The 16,598-nt window shown below is 59.6% G+C and carries 14 protein-coding genes and 1 riboswitch; of the genes, 8 read left to right on the forward strand and 6 right to left on the reverse strand.

Going from position 1 to position 16,598, the window contains the following annotated elements:
• Positions 1–38: 38 nt before the first annotated feature.
• Complete coding sequence (locus VN114_RS09385; protein ID WP_325514211.1) at positions 39–1,118, forward strand: YeiH family protein; 1,080 nt, start codon at positions 39–41, stop codon at positions 1,116–1,118.
• Between the two features lie 25 nt (positions 1,119–1,143).
• Positions 1,144–1,767 (forward strand): YigZ family protein, encoded by a 624-nt coding sequence (locus VN114_RS09390; RefSeq protein WP_325514212.1) that lies wholly within the window; start codon positions 1,144–1,146, stop codon positions 1,765–1,767.
• Positions 1,768–1,821: 54 nt separating this feature from the next.
• Here the strand turns inward: VN114_RS09390 and VN114_RS09395 are convergent, their stop codons facing one another.
• Entirely contained in the window at positions 1,822–2,655 is an 834-nt protein-coding gene (locus VN114_RS09395; RefSeq protein WP_325514214.1) for an aldo/keto reductase, read from the reverse strand.
• A 43-nt stretch (positions 2,656–2,698) separates the two neighbouring features.
• Complete coding sequence (locus VN114_RS09400; RefSeq protein WP_325514216.1) at positions 2,699–3,235, reverse strand: glutaredoxin domain-containing protein; 537 nt, start codon at positions 3,233–3,235, stop codon at positions 2,699–2,701.
• Positions 3,236–3,352: 117 nt separating this feature from the next.
• Here VN114_RS09400 and VN114_RS09405 point away from each other — a divergent pair, with 117 nt between their 5' ends.
• The 3 genes from VN114_RS09405 to VN114_RS09415 all read left to right on the forward strand — a co-directional run bounded on the left by VN114_RS09405 (position 3,353) and on the right by VN114_RS09415 (position 6,306).
• Entirely contained in the window at positions 3,353–3,793 is a 441-nt protein-coding gene (locus VN114_RS09405; RefSeq protein ID WP_325514218.1) for a 2,4'-dihydroxyacetophenone dioxygenase family protein, read from the forward strand.
• A gap of 135 nt (positions 3,794–3,928) precedes the next feature.
• A complete protein-coding gene (locus tag VN114_RS09410; RefSeq protein ID WP_325514220.1) occupies positions 3,929–5,434 on the forward strand; it encodes a sensor domain-containing diguanylate cyclase in 1,506 nt (501 codons plus the stop codon).
• 83 nt (positions 5,435–5,517) lie between these two features.
• Positions 5,518–6,306, forward strand: coding sequence for a phytanoyl-CoA dioxygenase family protein (locus tag VN114_RS09415; RefSeq protein WP_325514222.1), 789 nt, complete (start codon positions 5,518–5,520; stop codon positions 6,304–6,306).
• Between the two features lie 80 nt (positions 6,307–6,386).
• On the opposite strand, the gene VN114_RS09420 is transcribed toward VN114_RS09415, so the two are convergent.
• Positions 6,387–6,707 (reverse strand): hypothetical protein, encoded by a 321-nt coding sequence (locus tag VN114_RS09420; protein WP_325514224.1) that lies wholly within the window; start codon positions 6,705–6,707, stop codon positions 6,387–6,389.
• A 142-nt stretch (positions 6,708–6,849) separates the two neighbouring features.
• Positions 6,850–7,016: riboswitch (yybP-ykoY riboswitch) on the forward strand.
• 22 nt (positions 7,017–7,038) lie between these two features.
• Here VN114_RS09420 and VN114_RS09425 point away from each other — a divergent pair.
• Positions 7,039–7,614, forward strand: a complete 576-nt coding sequence (locus VN114_RS09425; RefSeq protein ID WP_325514226.1) for a TMEM165/GDT1 family protein — start codon at positions 7,039–7,041, stop codon at positions 7,612–7,614.
• 80 nt (positions 7,615–7,694) lie between these two features.
• Here VN114_RS09425 and VN114_RS09430 read toward each other — a convergent pair whose 3' ends face one another.
• The 3 genes from VN114_RS09430 to VN114_RS09440 all read right to left on the reverse strand — a co-directional run bounded on the left by VN114_RS09430 (position 7,695) and on the right by VN114_RS09440 (position 11,472).
• A complete protein-coding gene (locus VN114_RS09430; protein ID WP_325514228.1) occupies positions 7,695–8,675 on the reverse strand; it encodes a nitronate monooxygenase family protein in 981 nt (326 codons plus the stop codon).
• 68 nt (positions 8,676–8,743) lie between these two features.
• On the reverse strand, positions 8,744–9,220 hold the full coding sequence (locus tag VN114_RS09435; protein WP_325514230.1) for a DUF1854 domain-containing protein: 477 nt from the start codon (positions 9,218–9,220) through the stop codon (positions 8,744–8,746).
• The gene (locus VN114_RS09440) at positions 9,217–11,472 is read right to left on the reverse strand and encodes an ABC transporter ATP-binding protein (protein WP_325514232.1); all 2,256 of its coding nucleotides are present in this window, start codon (positions 11,470–11,472) and stop codon (positions 9,217–9,219) included. Before VN114_RS09440 ends, VN114_RS09435 begins: the two co-directional genes overlap by 4 nt.
• Positions 11,473–11,698: 226 nt before the next feature.
• Between VN114_RS09440 and cphA (VN114_RS09445) the strand changes: the two genes are divergently transcribed.
• Positions 11,699–13,873 (forward strand): cyanophycin synthetase, encoded by a 2,175-nt coding sequence (cphA, locus tag VN114_RS09445; protein ID WP_325514234.1) that lies wholly within the window; start codon positions 11,699–11,701, stop codon positions 13,871–13,873.
• 120 nt (positions 13,874–13,993) lie between these two features.
• On the forward strand, positions 13,994–16,561 hold the full coding sequence (gene cphA, locus VN114_RS09450; protein WP_325514236.1) for a cyanophycin synthetase: 2,568 nt from the start codon (positions 13,994–13,996) through the stop codon (positions 16,559–16,561).
• The last annotated feature ends 37 nt before the right edge of the window (positions 16,562–16,598 follow it).

Genomic DNA, 16,598 nt, shown 5'->3' on the forward strand with positions numbered 1-16,598 from the left:
TCTCCAACTCGCGGCTATCCGCCGCTATCGGAGACGTCATGCATTCTTCCAACCTGATCTTCGACCGCAACAGTGTCGGCACGCGTGCATTGCATTGCGTGTCCGGCCTGGCATTGAGTGCAGCCATTGCCATGGTGTCGATTACGCTGGGCGATCTGCCCTGGCTGCAGTCGCATGGACTGAGCGCACTGATCGTCGCGATCCTGCTCGGGATCCTGCTCGGGAACACGATTTATCCGCGCATCGCCGTATATTGCGGACCCGGCGTGTCGTTTTCCAAACAGACCCTGCTGCGCGCCGGCATTGTGCTGTACGGTTTTCGCCTGACCTTCCATGATGTCGCCCATGTCGGCACGGCCGGCGTCGTCATCGATGCGCTGGTGCTGACGTCAACTTTCGCGCTGGCGTTGTTGCTCGGTCAAAAAGTACTGGGACTGGATCGTCACACTTCCGTGTTGATCGGTGCAGGCAGTGCGATCTGCGGTGCGGCGGCAGTGATGGCGACGGAACCGGTCGTCAAGGCACGTGCGGAGCAGGTGACGGTTGCGGTTTCCACCGTGGTGGTGTTCGGCACGCTGGCGATCGTCGTTTATCCGCTGCTGTATCAGTGGAATCTGAACTGGCACCTGTTGCCTGCCGATATGTCCGGTTTCGGCATTTACATCGGATCGACGGTGCACGAGGTGGCGCAAGTACTGGCTGCCGCGCGCTCCATCAGTCCGCAGGCCGCCGATAGTGCCGTCATTGCGAAGCTGGTGCGGGTGATGATGCTGGCGCCGTTTCTGCTCGCGCTGTCTGTCTGGATGCGCCGCAATGCAGCGCATGACGGCGACGACGGCAAGGCTTCCCGCGTAACGATTCCGTGGTTCGCCTTTGCCTTTCTGCTGATCGTGGGATTGAATACGGTGATGCCGCTGTCGGCTGACTTCCATCGCGACGCTACCGCGATCGATACCTGGCTGCTGACGATGTCGATGGCCGCACTCGGATTGACGACACATCTTTCCGCAATCCGCCGCGCCGGCCTCAAACCGCTGATTCTTGCCGCCTTGCTGTTCGGCTGGCTGGTTGCCGGCGGCGCCCTGATCAATTGCGCAGTCACGACGCTTGCGGCATGAATCGCACGGGCTGCAAAGATGGCGGATGGCTTATCATCGCGTCTTCGCCGCTTTTCCCATCGTCATGTATCAGCTCGCCGCTCCCGCTTCTGCCGAAATCGAGATCAAGAAGAGTCGCTTCATCGCTCTGCTGTATCCGTTGACGACGCGCGCCGAAGCGCAGGCAAAACTGGCCGAATTGCGCGTGCAGCATCCGAACGCCGTGCATTTTTGCTGGGTGCTGATGTGCGATGGCGATTCGGGGCTGGACGATGATGGCGAACCATCCGGCACAGCGGCGCGACCGATGTACAACGTGCTGGTGCACAAGGAACTGTTCAACGTGCTGGCGGTGGTCGTGCGCTACTGGGGCGGCATCAAGCTGGGTGCCGGCGGCCTGACGCGCGCCTATGGTCAGGCCATTTCAGAAGCGGTGAAAACGGCCGAACTGGCGCCAGTCAAACCCATGTGCAATCGACGCTTTATCCTGCAATTTGCCGACGAGTCGACACTGCGTCGTCATTGCGAACAGCACGATGCGATTGTCTGCGATGCGCAGTACGGAGATGCCGTCACGCTGGTCGTGCGCATGAAAGTCCGTGAAGCGGAAGAATTCTGCAAGCAGGCGGTCGATCTGCTGCGCGGCGCCGTCAAGGTCGAATCGGATTAAAAAATGCGCCGGCGAAGCGGCGCATATTCAGCGTAACCAAACGTCAATCGAACGTCAGATCATTTCCAGCGGCTCAGGACCCGATGGCGGCGTGAACGCATCGTCGAGTGCATCCAGATCTTCCTGCGTCAGTTTCAGATCAAGTGCAGCGCGATTCAGTTTCACATGTTCCGGCCGAGACGCTTTGGGAATCGCAATCACGCCCTGCTGACGCAACACCCACGCCAGCGCAACCTGCGCCGCCGTCACGCCCTGCCGTTCGGCAATCTCTTCCAGTTCCGGATAATCGGCGAGCCGGCCCTGTTCGATCGGCGAATACGCCATCAGCGGCAAACCGCGTTGCTGCGCCTGCGGCAACAGATCGTATTCAATGCCGCGCCGCGTCAGGTTGTACAGCACCTGATTGGTCGCGACCGCATCGCCGCCCGGCGCACGCAACAGTTCCTGCATGTCGGAAACATCCATGTTGCTGACGCCCCAGTGCCGGATCTTGCCCGCATCCTGCAACGCTTCGAACGCCGCAATGGTTTCGGCGAATGGCGTGCGACCGCGCCAGTGCAACAGATAAAGATCGATGCGATCGGTGCCAAGGCGACGCAGGCTGCGCTCGCATGCGGCAATCGTGCCGCTGCGCGACGCATTGCTCGGCAGCACCTTGCTGACGAGGAAGACCTCATCGCGACGACCGGCGATTGCCTCGCCGACCAGTTTTTCCGCCGCACCGTCGCCGTACATTTCCGCTGTATCGACCAGCGTCATGCCAAGATCGAGACCTTGCCGCAGCGTCGCGATTTCATCGGCGCGGCGGCGCGGCTCGTCGCCCATGTACCAGGTACCTTGCCCGAGGACGGGAACGGCTTCGCCGGAAGGAAGTTTTGTCGTACGCATTGGATCAATCCTTTACTCTTTTGCTCTTGCTGGCTCGTCAGTATCACACGCCCTGTTTATCGCGATGGAACCACGGCTGCAGGCTGGAGCGAATTTTTTCTTCGTTATAGCCACGAATGACTTCATCACCGATGACGATCAACGGCACGCCGTTCCCGTTCAATTTCTTGTGACCTTCATAACCGGCCGTACTCTTTTCCACGTCCAGTTCTTTGTAAGCAATCCCGTTCTTGTCGAACATCTCACGTGTAGCCGCACAATAACCGCACCACTCGGTCGCATACAATGTCACTTCGGGCTGGCTAATCGATGCGTCCGCCGCAACCGGCTGCTTGTGGGACAGCAACGGTTTTCCGAGCATGACAGCGACACCGACGACAGCAATTAGAATTACCCATTTCAACGCGCCCGATGACGCCGGTTTGCTTTTGATGACAGGCGCGCCATAGCGGCCATAGTTCGTCGAGACCGGTTCGCCACTTGCCTTGATGTATGCCACCTGACAGGACGGACATTGCCATTCCGGCGCCTCGTCAGTCGGTTTGCGGATGTACGAACACTTCGGGCAGATACGCGTCATGATGTTGGCTATCGTTATAGAATTTTTATTATATGTGAATGCTTTCGGTGGCCACAGTCCCCGATGCACTCCGCATTCCTTCGCTTTCCTGATGCCATGACCAATATTTCTTCACACATGCCCCTCGATACACTCTTCACCTGCCGTTCCGACAAGATGGAATGGCTCGATTGGGCGATGCCGGGCGCGCAGTTCAAGCTGCTGCACGCAAATGCATCGACCGGCGGCTTCGCGTTGCTGATCAGGTTCGAAGCCGGTGCGGAAGCTCCCATCCATCGTCATGTCGGCGCAGTTGAAGGCTACATGCTAGAAGGCGGCTTTCATTACAAGGACGATCCGGACACGCGCTTCGATGCAGGCAGCTATCTGTGGGAAAACGAGGGTGCCGTGCATCAGCCGGTCAGCCCGAACGGGGGCGTGATGTTTGCCGTGTTCCACGGACCGGTCGAAGGGCTGGACGAAAACGGTAACGTGACCGGCCGCATCCACTGGAAGTGGCATGTCGAGAAATGGAACGCCGCCGGCAACCACTACATCCCGGACGGATTGCCCGGCTGACGGGTATCCCGGGGCAACACGCTGCACAAATTTTCAACATCGCGCAAGCCGTCCTCCTTATAATGCGCGATGCCGAAAGAATGCCGCTCCTCCGTGCGCGCACTGTTTTCTGCAGCTGATTCCTTTCTCGAACGTATGCGCACTCTTCCGGAAAAATACCGTCTGCTCACCTGGATCAGCCTGCTGCTGGTTGCCGGCTTCCTGACCACCAGCATCGCCAGCTATATTGTCTCGCGCGACACCATCCGCCAGCGCGTTGTCGAGCAAGCGCTGCCACTGACCAGCGACAACATCTATTCCGAAATCCAGAAGGACATCCTGCGGCCGGTTTTCATTTCGTCGCTGATGGCGAGCGATACCTTCCTGCGCGACTGGATGATCAACGGTGAAAAGGACACGGACCAGATCGCCCGCTACCTGAAGCAGGTCAAGGAAAAATACAACACGATCAGCAGCTTTCTCGTATCGGAAGGCACGCGTCGTTATTACTATGCGGACGGCTTGCTGAAAACAGTCGCGGAAAAGGAGCCGCGGGATGCGTGGTACTACCGCGTGCGGGACATGAAGACCGACTATGAAACCAATGTCGATATCGACATGGCCAACCGCGACGCGATGACGATCTTCATCAACCATCGCGTGTTCGATTACGAGGGCAACTTCATCGGCGCAACAGGCGTAGGTCTTACGCTCGACACGATGACCGACATTCTCGACAGTTACCAGACACGTTTTCATCGCACGATTTTCTTCGTCGATCGCGACGGCATCATCAAGATGACCGGAAAATCGATGAAGGACGTGCATGGTTCGATCACCAGACTGCCCGGCATTTCTGCCATCTCCAAACAGATTCTGAACAAGAGCATCACGCCGACGCAGCTGGAATACACGCGCAACGACACAACGATTTTGCTGAGTTCCCGCTTCATTCCGGAACTCGACTGGTATCTGCTGGTGGAACAGGACATCACGGACGATGTGGTTCCGTTGCAGCGCATTCTTTACATCAACATCGCAATCAGCGCGCTCGTGACGCTACTGATCCTCAGCATCGTGCTGTTCATCGTGAATCGTTCGCAGCAGCTGATGGAAACCATCGCGGGTACCGACACGCTGACCGGCTTGTTGAATCGTCAGGCGTTCGAGATGATTTTCCAGCAGGCGATACTCGATAGCGAACGGCGCGGCAGCCCGCTTTGCGCAGTCCTGTTCGACATCGATTACTTCAAGCTGGTCAACGACAATCACGGTCATCTGGCCGGCGACCGCATCCTGCAGGAAATCGCCACCATCACAAAAGGTGCCGTGCGCGACAACGACATCGTCGCCCGCTGGGGCGGCGAGGAATTTCTCGTGCTGCTGAAAGATTGCCCGTTGCAGCAAGCCATTGCGATTGCAGAAAAAATGCGGCAGACCATTGCCAATCACGACTTCGCGCTGCGCGGCGGCGACATTCTGCTGACCGCCAGCCTCGGCATCGCCGAATACGCACGCGAGGAAACGCCAGCCGACTTCTTCACACGTGCCGACAAGGCGCTGTATCAGGCAAAAGCCAAGGGCCGCAATCGCATCGCGGTATCGCCGACGGCAACCGCGAGGAACGAAAGTACCGAGGACGAAGCGCCTGCAGCGGACTGAAAGCACAAACAGGATTTTCCCGGTCAGCACGCTGAAAAAATCGGCGTTACACTGACCGTCTTCCATCGCACGCATCAAAAATCATGGGCAACACCACCAACGCAACGGAACCCGCCTTGTCGGCTGCGCAGGTCGCACAATTCGAGAAGGACGGCTATCTGGTTTTCAGGAACATGCTGGATACCGCATCCTGCGAACGGATGCTGAAGGTGGCGAAACGGCAATTGCAGGAAGCGCAACAGCCGCTGGAGTACGAGGCGGAACTCGGCTATGCAGGTGCGCCGGCATCGCTCGAAGCCGAAGGCGGTCGCACCGTGCGGCGCTTGCGCGGCGCCTACGATCGCGACGATTGCTTTCGCGCCTGGGCGGAAGATCCACGCGTGGTCGGCAAGGTACATCAGCTGTTCGGCGAACCGGTATGCCTGACACTGGCACATCACAACTGCGTGATGACTAAGCATCCGCAATACGGCACGGCGACCGGCTGGCATCGCGATATCCGCTACTGGTCGTTCACGCAGCCGGATCTGGTTTGCGTGTGGCTGGCGCTTGGCGACGAGGTGACAAGCAATGGCAGCCTACGTTTCATTCCCGGCTCGCACCGTTTGACGATTGCACCGGATCGACTCGACGAATTGCTATTCCTGCGCCCCGAACACCCGGAAAACCAGGCACTGTTCCAGCAAGGAACCGCCGTCGAACTGCACCAGGGTGATGTCGTGTTCTTCCACAGCCTGCTGTTCCACGCGGCTGGCGTCAACACATCCGACAAGGTCAAGACATCGGTCGCTTTCGCCTATCACGGCTGCAGCAACCAGCCGTTGCCCGGCACCCGCTCGGCGGCGTCGGGTGATGTGCGCGTGTCGGACTGATTCGTTTGAGACCATCGTCCGACTCCGACATAAAAAAGCCCTCGTGACGAGGGCTTTTTGTTCTTCGCATCAAGAATAATTCATTTCTTCGGTGTGCTCGAAGGCATGTGCGACGATGCCGGCACCTTCTTCTGCGTGGCGTCCGGATCGTCGCGCCGTACTTCTTCCACGCCGGGCATGCCGCGACGATCGGTATCGAGTTGGCCTTCCTGGATATCATCGTGCGCCTGTTTGATGCTCTGGCGCACCTCTCCGCCAGCATCGCTCTGCTGGTCGAACGATTCGTCCCGCTCGTGGGGCAGACGCGGCGAAGACTTCAGTTCATCCGCATGCTGCGTTTCTTCCGTCTTGTCATGTTGCTTGTCGGTATTGACATGCGCTTCCTTCATGGTCGATTTCATCTCTGTTCTCCTCATATATTGCCTGCGTAAAATTCCTGACCGCATGCAACGTTGCATGTCGCTCATCTGGTATGAGTAAAAGAACAAGAGAAAATTCCCCGCCCGAAACGATTCGCGACGCCGGGCGATTCTGTTATGATGGCGACCGAACATTGGGGAGTAGCCGGCCTTTGGCAACAAGGGAATCTGCGTCAACATTCTTGGCCCGCAGGCCATGGTGCAGATAGTCGAAAGACTTGGCGAGACCATTGATCAAACTGACGACTTGCTTTGGGCCGGAGTCGTTGTTTGGTCTTTGGTTATTCGTCCGGCCCAGGAAAGTCTTACCCCGATGGAATCCTTCTTCGTATCGACCGGCATCGTCGCCCTCGCTGAAATCGGCGACAAGACGCAACTGCTGTCTTTTCTCCTCGCCGCAAAATTCCGCAAACCGTTACCGATCGCCGCGGCCATTCTGGTTGCGACATTGTTCAATCACGCCTTCGCCGCGGCCGTTGGCGCCTGGATCACGACGGTTCTCGGACCCGAAGTGTTGCGCTGGATACTCGGCATCTCGTTCCTGCTGATGGCGGGCTGGACGCTGATCCCGGACAAGCTCGATGAGGGCGATACCAAATTCGCAAGGTACGGTGTGTTCATGACGACGCTGATCGCCTTCTTCCTGGCGGAAATGGGTGACAAGACGCAGGTCGCGACCATTGCGCTGGCAGCAAAATTCCACGCGTTCTGGCCGGTACTGGCGGGTACCACGTCCGGCATGATGCTGGCGAATGTGCCGGCAGTGTATTGCGGCAACAAGCTGGCCGGTCGCATGCCGGTGACACTGGTGCATCGGATTGCCGCGGTGATTTTCGCGATTCTCGGCGTTGTAACGCTGCTCGGCATGGGTGAGGGCATGGGCTTCTGACGCCGCGTTCAACCTCGTAAATGACGAAGGCCGTTTTCCGAAAAGGGAACGGCCTTTTCATTTGTCGCAATTGAGTATCGTCAAATTGCCAGACGCGCTTTCGCCGCGTTGTATTCGACGGTCAGTCGTCGCACGATATCGGCCACACTTGGCGCATCGTCGATCAGGCCGACGCCCTGCCCCGCGCCCCAGATGTCGCGCCATGCCTTCGCCTTGCTGGCGCCGCCGGAACCGAAATTCATTTTCGATTTGTCTGCGACGGGCAGGTTGTCGGGATCAAGCCCGGCATTGACGATCGACGCGCGCAGGTAGTTGCCGTGCACGCCGGTGAACAGGTTGGTATAGACCACATCGGCGGCCGTCGATGCGACGATGGCGTCGCGATACGCAGGTGCCACATTCGCTTCCTGCGCGGCCAGCCAGCGCGTGCCGATGTAGGCAAAGTCGGCACCCATCGCCTGCGCCGCCAGCACCGCGTCGCCGGTCGCGATGGAACCGGACAACGCGATCGGGCCGTCAAACAGTTTGCGCACTTCGCCAACCAGTGCGAACGGCGACAGCAAACCCGCATGTCCACCGGCTCCTGCCGCCACCAGGATCAAGCCGTCGACACCTGCTTCCAGCGCCTTCTCCGCATGGCGCAGGGAAATGATGTCGTGCAGCACGATACCGCCGTAAGCATGAATCGCATCCATCATCTCGCGCGGTGGCGCGCGTAATGACGAGATGATGATGGGCACGCGATGTTTGACGCACACTTCGACGTCGTGTGCGAGACGGTCATTGGATTGATGGACGATCTGGTTGACGGCGATCGGCCCGATGGTCGCCGATGGATTCGCTTGCTGAAACGCGGCGAGTTCGTCCCTGATCTCTGTCAACCAGCTATCGAGCATTTCTGCCGGACGCGCATTCAGTGCAGGGAAAGCGCCGACGATGCCGGCCTTGCATTGCGCGGCGACCAGTGCGGGGCCACTGGCAATGAACATCGGCGCGGCCATGACGGGCAGCGACAGATGACGTAAAACCGCGGGAAGACGGTCCCGCACTTGATCGGACATCGCAGCTCCTTTTGGACGAAACATGACAATACACGATGCCGAATCGGCGATCGCGCTCGGCAATTCGACTACAGGAAACGATCCAGCAATTTGCGACTCGGCTTGTCGAGTTTTTTCAGGTCGCGGACCAGGAACTGCACGCCATGCATGTCGGCAATCATCAATGACGATTCACCGATACGCCGAATGTCTTCCTCGCCCTTCAGCACCAGCGTGGCATCACCGCGTGTCGTCACCACCTGCCACGTACTGGGTGAGGCAAAGGCGGAGACGTGCTTGATGCGCTGGATCTCCGGCAGGAATTCGCGGTTCGCCAGTTCTTCCTGCACCAATGCGCGCAACGTTTCCGGCAGATCGTCCAGTCGGTCGATCCACGCCAGCTCGTGACCGTCGGCGCTGACGATGGCGATGCCGGTTTCCGGTGCAGCGATCGGAAACGCGCGCACCGGCACCACGCCTTCGTGCACGATGCCGTCGGCGCCGGTAAACGTCAGTTTGGCAAACGCGTTGCGGGTCAGTTGAAAGCCGGGTTGAAAGTCGCTCATGCATTGCCTCCATTCAGCAGTGCCGCATCTTCCAGCAGATCGTTCTCTGCCTGACGCGCCTGTGCCTGATACAGCTTGTAATACGCGCCTTGCCGCGCCAGCAGTTCTTCATGCGAACCGATCTCGACGATCTGGCCGCGATCCATCACGACGATGCGGTCGGCACGACGCAAGGTGGAAAGACGGTGCGCAATCGCGATCGTGGTGCGACCGCTCACCAGGTTGTCGAGCGCTTTCTGAATCTCGCGTTCGGTCGTGGTATCGACCGACGATGTCGCTTCATCGAGAATCAGGATGTGCGGATCGATCAGCAGCGCACGTGCAATCGAGATGCGCTGACGTTCGCCACCGGACAGCGTTTGTCCGCGTTCGCCGACCATCGAGTCGTAGCCGTGCGGCAGACGCAGGATGAATTCATGCGCGTTGGCGGCACGTGCGGCAGCGATGATTTCTTCGCGCGTCGCATCCGGTTTGCCGTAGGCGATGTTGTCGGCAATCGTGCCGAAAAACAGGAACGGCTCCTGCAGCACGAGACCGATGTTGCGGCGATATTCCGGAATTGCGACCGAGCGGATATCAATGCCATCGACCATGATCGACCCTTGCGACACGTCGTAGAAACGGCAGATCAGATTGACCAGCGTGCTCTTGCCCGAACCGCTGTGACCGACCAGGCCGATCATTTCGCCCGGACGAATGTGCAGGTCGAGGCCGCGAATCACCGAACGATTGCCGTAACGGAAGCCGATGTTGTTGATCGTGATTTCACCTTTCACCTTGTCCAGCTTCATCGGATTGATGGCTTCCGGCACGCTGGAAACATGATCGAGAATGTCGAAGATGCGCTTGGCACCGGTCGCCGCCTTTTGCGTCACCGACACGATGCGGCTCATCGAATCCAGACGCGTGTAGAAGCGGCTGATGTAGGCGAGGAAGGCAGTCAGCACACCGACCGTGATCAACCCGCGCGACACTTGCCAGATACCGACCGCCCACACGACGAGCAAGCCGATTTCGGTCAGGAAGGTCACCGTTGGCGAAAACAGCGACCACACCTTGTTGACGCGATCGTTGACCTGCAGATTGTGCTGGTTGGCATCGCGAAAGCGTGCGGCTTCGCGTTTTTCCTGCGCGAAGGCTTTCACGACGCGAATGCCCGGAATCGTATCGGCCAGCACGTTGGTGACTTGCGACCAGATGCGATCGACTTTCTCGAAACCGTTACGCAACTTGTCGCGCACGACGTGAATCATCCATGCGATGAACGGCAACGGCAGCAAGGTCACCAGTGCCAGCCACGGATTGATTGAAATCAGGATGCCGGCCGTCATCGCGATCATCAGCACGTCGGTCGCGAAATCCAGCAGATGCAGCGACAGGAATACGCAGATGCGATCGGTTTCGGAACCAATGCGCGTCATCAGGTCGCCGGTGCGTTTGCCGCCGAAATATTCGAGCGACAGTTTCAGCAGATGTTCGTAGGCCGTGGTGCGCAGATCGGCGCCGATGCGTTCGCTGACCAGCGCCAGGATGTACGTGCGCATCCAGCCCAGCCCCCACGCCACCAGCGCCGATGCAAACAACCCGCCGAGATACAGGCTGACCAGATCGGTATCGATCGGCGCGCCGTTCTGATACGGAATCAGCACGTTATCCATCAGCGGCAGCGTCAGGTACGGCGGCACCAGCGTCGCGGCGGTCGACAGCAGCGTCAGGATGAAGCCGAGAATCAACTGCCCCTTGTAAGGCTTGGCGAAACGCCAAAGACGGAACAGCGCAGCCGGCGGTGCCTGTTCTTCGGCAACTTCCGCATCGTCTTCGTCGCCGTCTTCCTCTTCCTCGATTGCCTGCCGTGTTTCGGCCGGTACGCCCGATGTGAGCCGTTTGCCGAGCGCCTCGAATTCGGCGATCAGGTGCAATGCATCCGGGTTGTGGCCCAGCGTGTAGCGCCACAATGCCCGTCGCGATGCGCTGTCGAGCAATTCCAGCGTGCCGACGCCGGCATGATCGTGATGGCGCAATACCAGCTCGGACGTGCAGGTCCAGCTTTGCCAGTCGCTATCGCGGTAGCGCGTCAACAGACGCAAACTGGTCAGGACGAGAATGCCCGGCGTGAAATGCAGCCCCGGATCGAGGTCCAGTTCCAGCCGGGCAAGAATGGTTTCGCCCTCGCCCAATTGGGCCTGGACATCCTGCCATGCCGGCGAGATGGTATTTCCTGCTGTCGGGGAAGAGTGTGGAGCGTTTTTCATCAAGGCAGGTGCGCAATTCTGGAAAAGCAGAAATTCATGCTGTTGTATTCAGGATAAGCGTTTATTTTCAAGTGGCGGCAAGTATATCCAAACGGGGATTGCTAGTATCATTCGGCCACGCGTAAAAAATTAATCGGCTTCCGTGTAAACCGAAAGAATAGCAAGCGCGTTAGTGTCCTTTTTCAGCCAAATCCATTTTGGCTTCCATAATCGATTTCATTATCTGATGAACAACAAAACCATCGAGATCATCGATGTGATGAGTCTGCGGGGACCGAATATCTGGACGTATCGACCGGCATTGGAGGCATGGGTCGATATCGGTGAACTGGAAGATTCGCCATCCAACACCATTCCCGGTTTCTACGAGCGTCTGGTCGCATTCCTGCCCAGCCTGATCGAACATCACTGTGGCGTCGGCGAACGCGGCGGCTTCCTGATGCGCCTGCGCGAGGGAACCTGGCCCGGTCACATCATGGAACACGTGATGATCGAACTGCAGAATCTGGCCGGCATGCAGAGCGGTTTCGGCAAGGCGCGCGAGACCTCCAAACGCGGTGTCTATAAAGTCGTGGTTCGCGCCCGCTACGAAGAAGTCAGCCGCGCCGCCCTCGTCGCCGCCCGCGATCTGGTGATGGCCGCCATCGAAGACAAGCCGTTCGACGTGCAGGGCACCGTCGACAAACTGCGCGCAATCCATGAAGACGTCGCCCTCGGCCCCAGCACCGCCTGCATCGTCGATGCCGCCATCGACCGCAAGATTCCGTCGCTGCGCCTAAATGACGGCAATCTGGTCCAGCTCGGTTACGGCGCCAGGCAGCGTCGCGTCTGGACTGCCGAAACCGACCAGACCAGTGCCATCGCCGAAAGCATCGCCGGTGACAAGGAACTGACCAAAAGCCTGCTGGCGTCCTGCGGCATTCCGGTTCCGGAAGGCCGCGTGGTCGACAGTGCCGCCGACGCATGGGAAGCTGCGCAAGACATCGGCCTGCCGATCGTCGTCAAACCGTCCGACGGCAACCACGGTCGCGGCGTTTCCACCAATCTGAATACGCAAGCCGAAGTCGAAGCAGCCTGGGAACTGGCCGATCGCGAAGGCAGCGAAGTCATCGTCGAACGCTTCATTCGCGGCAACGAACATCGCCTGCTGATTATCGGCGGCAAGCTGGTTGCCGCCGCACGCGGCGAATCGGCATCCATCGTGGGCGACGGCAAATCGACCATCGCCGAGCTGATCAACTCGCAACTCAACAGCGATCCGCGCCGCGGTTCCGGTGAGGACTGCCCGCTGAACCTGCTGCTGATCGATGAAGCCGACGACCCGGGCGTCATCCTGCTCGAACTGTCGCGCCAGGGCTATACCACCGAATCGGTTCCGCCTGCCGGCAAGGAAGTCCTCGTGCAGCGCCACGGCAACGTCGCTTTCGATGTCACCGATCTGGTTCATCCAAGCGTCGCCGCCACGGCATCGCTGGCCGCCCGCGTGGTCGGACTCGACATCGCGGGCATCGACCTGGTTGCCGAAGATATTTCTCGGCCGCTGGCCGAGCAAGGCGCTGCCATCGTTGAAGTCAACGCCGGCCCCGGCCTGCTGATGCACCTGAAACCGGCCAGCGGCGTGCCACGCCCGGTCGGGCGCGCCATCGTCGATCACCTGTTTGCAGAAACCGAAACCGGCCGCATCCCGGTCGTCGGCGTCACCGGTTCGCACGGCACCACATTGACTGCACGTTTGATCGCATGGCTGCTGCACCTGCAAGGCACATACGTCGGCCTCGCCTGCCGCGACGGCCTGTTCCTGCATGAACGCCAGGTCGTCAAGCGCGACAGCGCGAACTGGCGCGCCGCGCATCAGGTATTGATGAATCGCATGGTCGAAACCGCTATTTGCGAAAACGGTGCAGAAGCCATCCTGTCCGAAGGCCTCGCCTACGACCGCTGTCAGGTCGGCGTGGTCACAAATATCGATCCGGATCATCGTCTGCCGAAGTTCTACATCGACGATGCCGACCAGATGGCACGCGTCACACGCACGCAGGTCGATCTCGTGCTGCCGGACGGCGTCGCGGTACTGAATGCTGCCGATGCGCGCGTGGCCGAACTGGCATCGTTGTGCGATGGCGAAGTGATCTTCTTTGCAGTATCGCCCGACGAACCCGTCATCACCGAACATCGTGCCCGAAACGGTCGCAGTGTGTTCGTGCGCAACGGCCAGATCATTCTGGCTACCGGCGCAGAAGAAACCGTTGCCGGTCCGTATGCCGATTCAGCCAGCCAGCCGTCGGTTGCAGCATCCGTACTGGCCGCCGTCGCGGCTGCCTGGGCGCTCGGTCTCGACGCCCAGCTCGTGCGCACTGGAATCGAAACCTTCCAGCACGCCAGCATGACGGCTGCCGCCTGACCGCACAACGCTCACCATGAAATCAGACAGACAGAAGCGGCCGAGGTACAGTCCAATGCATCGTTCACTGCATCACAACGACCAGACCATCGGCCGCGTTCTCTCGACAAGGAAAGCTTGATGGAAATCTCTCGCGTCCGCGCGCTGCGCGGCCCCAATCTCTGGAGTCGGCACACGTCACTCGAAGCCATCGTGTCGTGCAGCGACATCGAGCACGACATCGGCGCGATGACCGGCTTTGAAAATCGCGTGCGCGCGCTGTTCCCGAAAATCAAGTTTCTCGATGTCACGCGCGACGAAGGCCGTATGTCCATCGCCCACGTGCTGGCCGCTGCCGCACTGGGACTGCAGGCGCAGGCCGGTTGCCCGGTCACCTTCTGCCGCGCAATCCGCACCATCGAACACGGCATTTTCCAGGTCGTCGTCGAATACACGGAAGAACAGGTCGGCCGTCTGGCATTCGATCTGGCAATGGAATTGTGCATCGCCGCCGTCGACGACCGCCTGTTCAATCTGGCCGAAGCGCTGGCAAAACTGCGTTCGCTGGATGAAGACATCCGTCTCGGACCGAGCACCGGCAACATCGTCGATGCCGCCGTCGCCCGCGGCATTCCGTATCGCCGCATGACCGAAGGCAGCATGGTCCAGTTCGGCTGGGGCAGCAAGCAGCGCCGCATTCAGGCTGCCGAAACGGGCTTTACCAGCGCCATCTCGGAATCCATCGCGCAAGACAAGGAAATGACCAAGCAGATGCTGGCCGCCGCCGGCGTGCCGGTACCGGACGGCCGTTCGGTATCGACTGCCGACGACGCCTGGGCAGCCGCGCAGGAAATCGGTGCACCGGTCGTCATCAAGCCGCGCGACGGCAATCAGGGCAAAGGCGTCGCCGTCAACATGAAGACGGAAGACGAGGTCAGAACCGCGTTCGACGTCGCGTTCAAGATCTGTGACGATGTGGTCATCGAACGCTACCTGCCGGGACAGGACTATCGCTTGCTGGTCGTCGGCAAGCAATTGATCGCCGCCGCCCGCCGTTCGCCACCCGCCGTCATCGGCGATGGCGAACACACGATTGCGCAGTTGATCGAACAGGTCAATCTCGATCCACTGCGCGGTGATGGTCATGCTACGCCATTGACCAAGATTCGCGTCGACAGCATCACGCTGGCGACACTGGCGAAAAAGAATTACACGCTCGACAGCGTCCCTGCCAAGGGCACACCGGTTCTGCTGCGCGACAATGCCAACCTCAGCACGGGCGGCACGGCGACCGATGTTACCGATGACGTGCATCCGCAACTGGCGGCACGCGTGGTCGAAGCCGCACAGATGATCGGTCTCGACATTTGCGGCGTCGATCTGGTTTGCGAAAACGTGATCCAGACACTGGAAGAACAAGGCGGCGGCGTGGTCGAAGTCAACGCAGCGCCGGGTCTGCGCATGCACATCAAGCCATCGTTCGGCAAGGGCCGCCCGGTCGGCGAAGCGATCGTCTCCAGCATGTTCACGGAAGGCGACGACGGCCGCATTCCGGTTGTCGCGGTTGCCGGCACCAACGGCAAGACCACGACGGTACGCCTGATCGCGCACATCCTGCGCACCAACAAATACCGCGTCGGCATGACCACCACCGACGGCGTCTACATCGAAAACGAGCGTATCGATACCGGCGACTGCAGCGGTCCGCGCAGCGCACGCAATGTGCTGCAGCATCCGGACGTCGATGCCGCGGTCTTCGAAACCGCGCGCGGCGGTATTCTGCGTGAAGGCATCGCGTTCGATCGCTGCAACGTCGCTGTCGTCACCAACATCGGCGTCGGCGACCATCTCGGGCTGAACTACATCTCCACCGTGGAAGACCTCGCCGTCGTCAAACGCGTCATTGTGCAGAACGTCGCGCCGAACGGTTTTGCCGTGCTGAACGCCGCCGACAAGATGGTTTCCAATATGGCGGCAAGCTGCCCGGGCGGCATCATCTTCTTCGCAAAAGATGCGAGCCAGGCTGTGCTGGCCGCGCATCGCGCACAAGGCAAGCGTGTCGTCTATCTGGACGGCGGCGACATCGTCGCGGCGGAAGGCAAGTCGGAACATCGCATTCCTGTCGCCGAGATTCCGATCACGCACAACGGCGCGGTCGGCTTCCAGGTGGAAAACGCCATGGCTGCCATCGGCGCGGCATGGGGTCTCGGCCTTGACTGGAACATCACGCTCGAAGGCTTGCGCACATTCCAGAACGGCGCAGACACGACACCCGGCCGCTTCAACCTGTTCAACCATCGCGGCGCGACCGTCATCGCCGACTACGGTCACAACCCGGATGCGATCCAGGCACTGACCAGCGCAGTCGAAGCCATGTCATCGAAGCGTCGTCTCGTCGTCATCAGCGGCGCCGGCGATCGACGTGACGACGATATCCGTCGCCAGACCGAAATCCTCGGCGACGTATTCGACGATGTCATCCTGTATGAAGATCAATGTCAGCGCGGACGCGCCGACGGCGAAGTGGTGAGATTGTTGCGCGAAGGATTGTCGAAGGCAAAACGCACGCAGTCGATCAATGAAATTCAGGGCGAATTTCTCGCCATCGATACTGCATTGAATACATTGCAATCCGGCGACCTTTGCCTGATCCTGGTCGATCAGGTGGAAGAAGCGCTGGCGCACATTGCGTCGCGCGTCGCTGCCTGATATGCAAAATGAATCGGAGCGACGTTCCGATTCATTT

This window comes from Oxalicibacterium sp. (assembly GCF_035565035.1).
Taxonomy (GTDB): domain Bacteria; phylum Pseudomonadota; class Gammaproteobacteria; order Burkholderiales; family Burkholderiaceae_D; genus Oxalicibacterium.

Excerpts from the sequence above, each read along its gene's own strand:
- VN114_RS09385 (WP_325514211.1), top strand. The coding sequence starts at position 39 with ATGCATTCTTCCAACCTGATCTTCGACCGCAACAGTGTCGGCACGCGT.
- VN114_RS09390 (WP_325514212.1), top strand. The coding sequence starts at position 1,144 with ATGGCTTATCATCGCGTCTTCGCCGCTTTTCCCATCGTCATGTATCAG.
- VN114_RS09395 (WP_325514214.1), bottom strand. The coding sequence starts at position 2,655 with ATGCGTACGACAAAACTTCCTTCCGGCGAAGCCGTTCCCGTCCTCGGG.
- VN114_RS09400 (WP_325514216.1), bottom strand. The coding sequence starts at position 3,235 with ATGACGCGTATCTGCCCGAAGTGTTCGTACATCCGCAAACCGACTGAC.
- VN114_RS09405 (WP_325514218.1), top strand. The coding sequence starts at position 3,353 with ATGCCCCTCGATACACTCTTCACCTGCCGTTCCGACAAGATGGAATGG.
- VN114_RS09410 (WP_325514220.1), top strand. The coding sequence starts at position 3,929 with ATGCGCACTCTTCCGGAAAAATACCGTCTGCTCACCTGGATCAGCCTG.
- VN114_RS09415 (WP_325514222.1), top strand. The coding sequence starts at position 5,518 with ATGGGCAACACCACCAACGCAACGGAACCCGCCTTGTCGGCTGCGCAG.
- VN114_RS09420 (WP_325514224.1), bottom strand. The coding sequence starts at position 6,707 with ATGAAATCGACCATGAAGGAAGCGCATGTCAATACCGACAAGCAACAT.
- VN114_RS09425 (WP_325514226.1), top strand. The coding sequence starts at position 7,039 with ATGGAATCCTTCTTCGTATCGACCGGCATCGTCGCCCTCGCTGAAATC.
- VN114_RS09430 (WP_325514228.1), bottom strand. The coding sequence starts at position 8,675 with ATGTCCGATCAAGTGCGGGACCGTCTTCCCGCGGTTTTACGTCATCTG.
- VN114_RS09435 (WP_325514230.1), bottom strand. The coding sequence starts at position 9,220 with ATGAGCGACTTTCAACCCGGCTTTCAACTGACCCGCAACGCGTTTGCC.
- VN114_RS09440 (WP_325514232.1), bottom strand. The coding sequence starts at position 11,472 with ATGAAAAACGCTCCACACTCTTCCCCGACAGCAGGAAATACCATCTCG.
- cphA (WP_325514234.1), top strand. The coding sequence starts at position 11,699 with ATGAACAACAAAACCATCGAGATCATCGATGTGATGAGTCTGCGGGGA.
- cphA (WP_325514236.1), top strand. The coding sequence starts at position 13,994 with ATGGAAATCTCTCGCGTCCGCGCGCTGCGCGGCCCCAATCTCTGGAGT.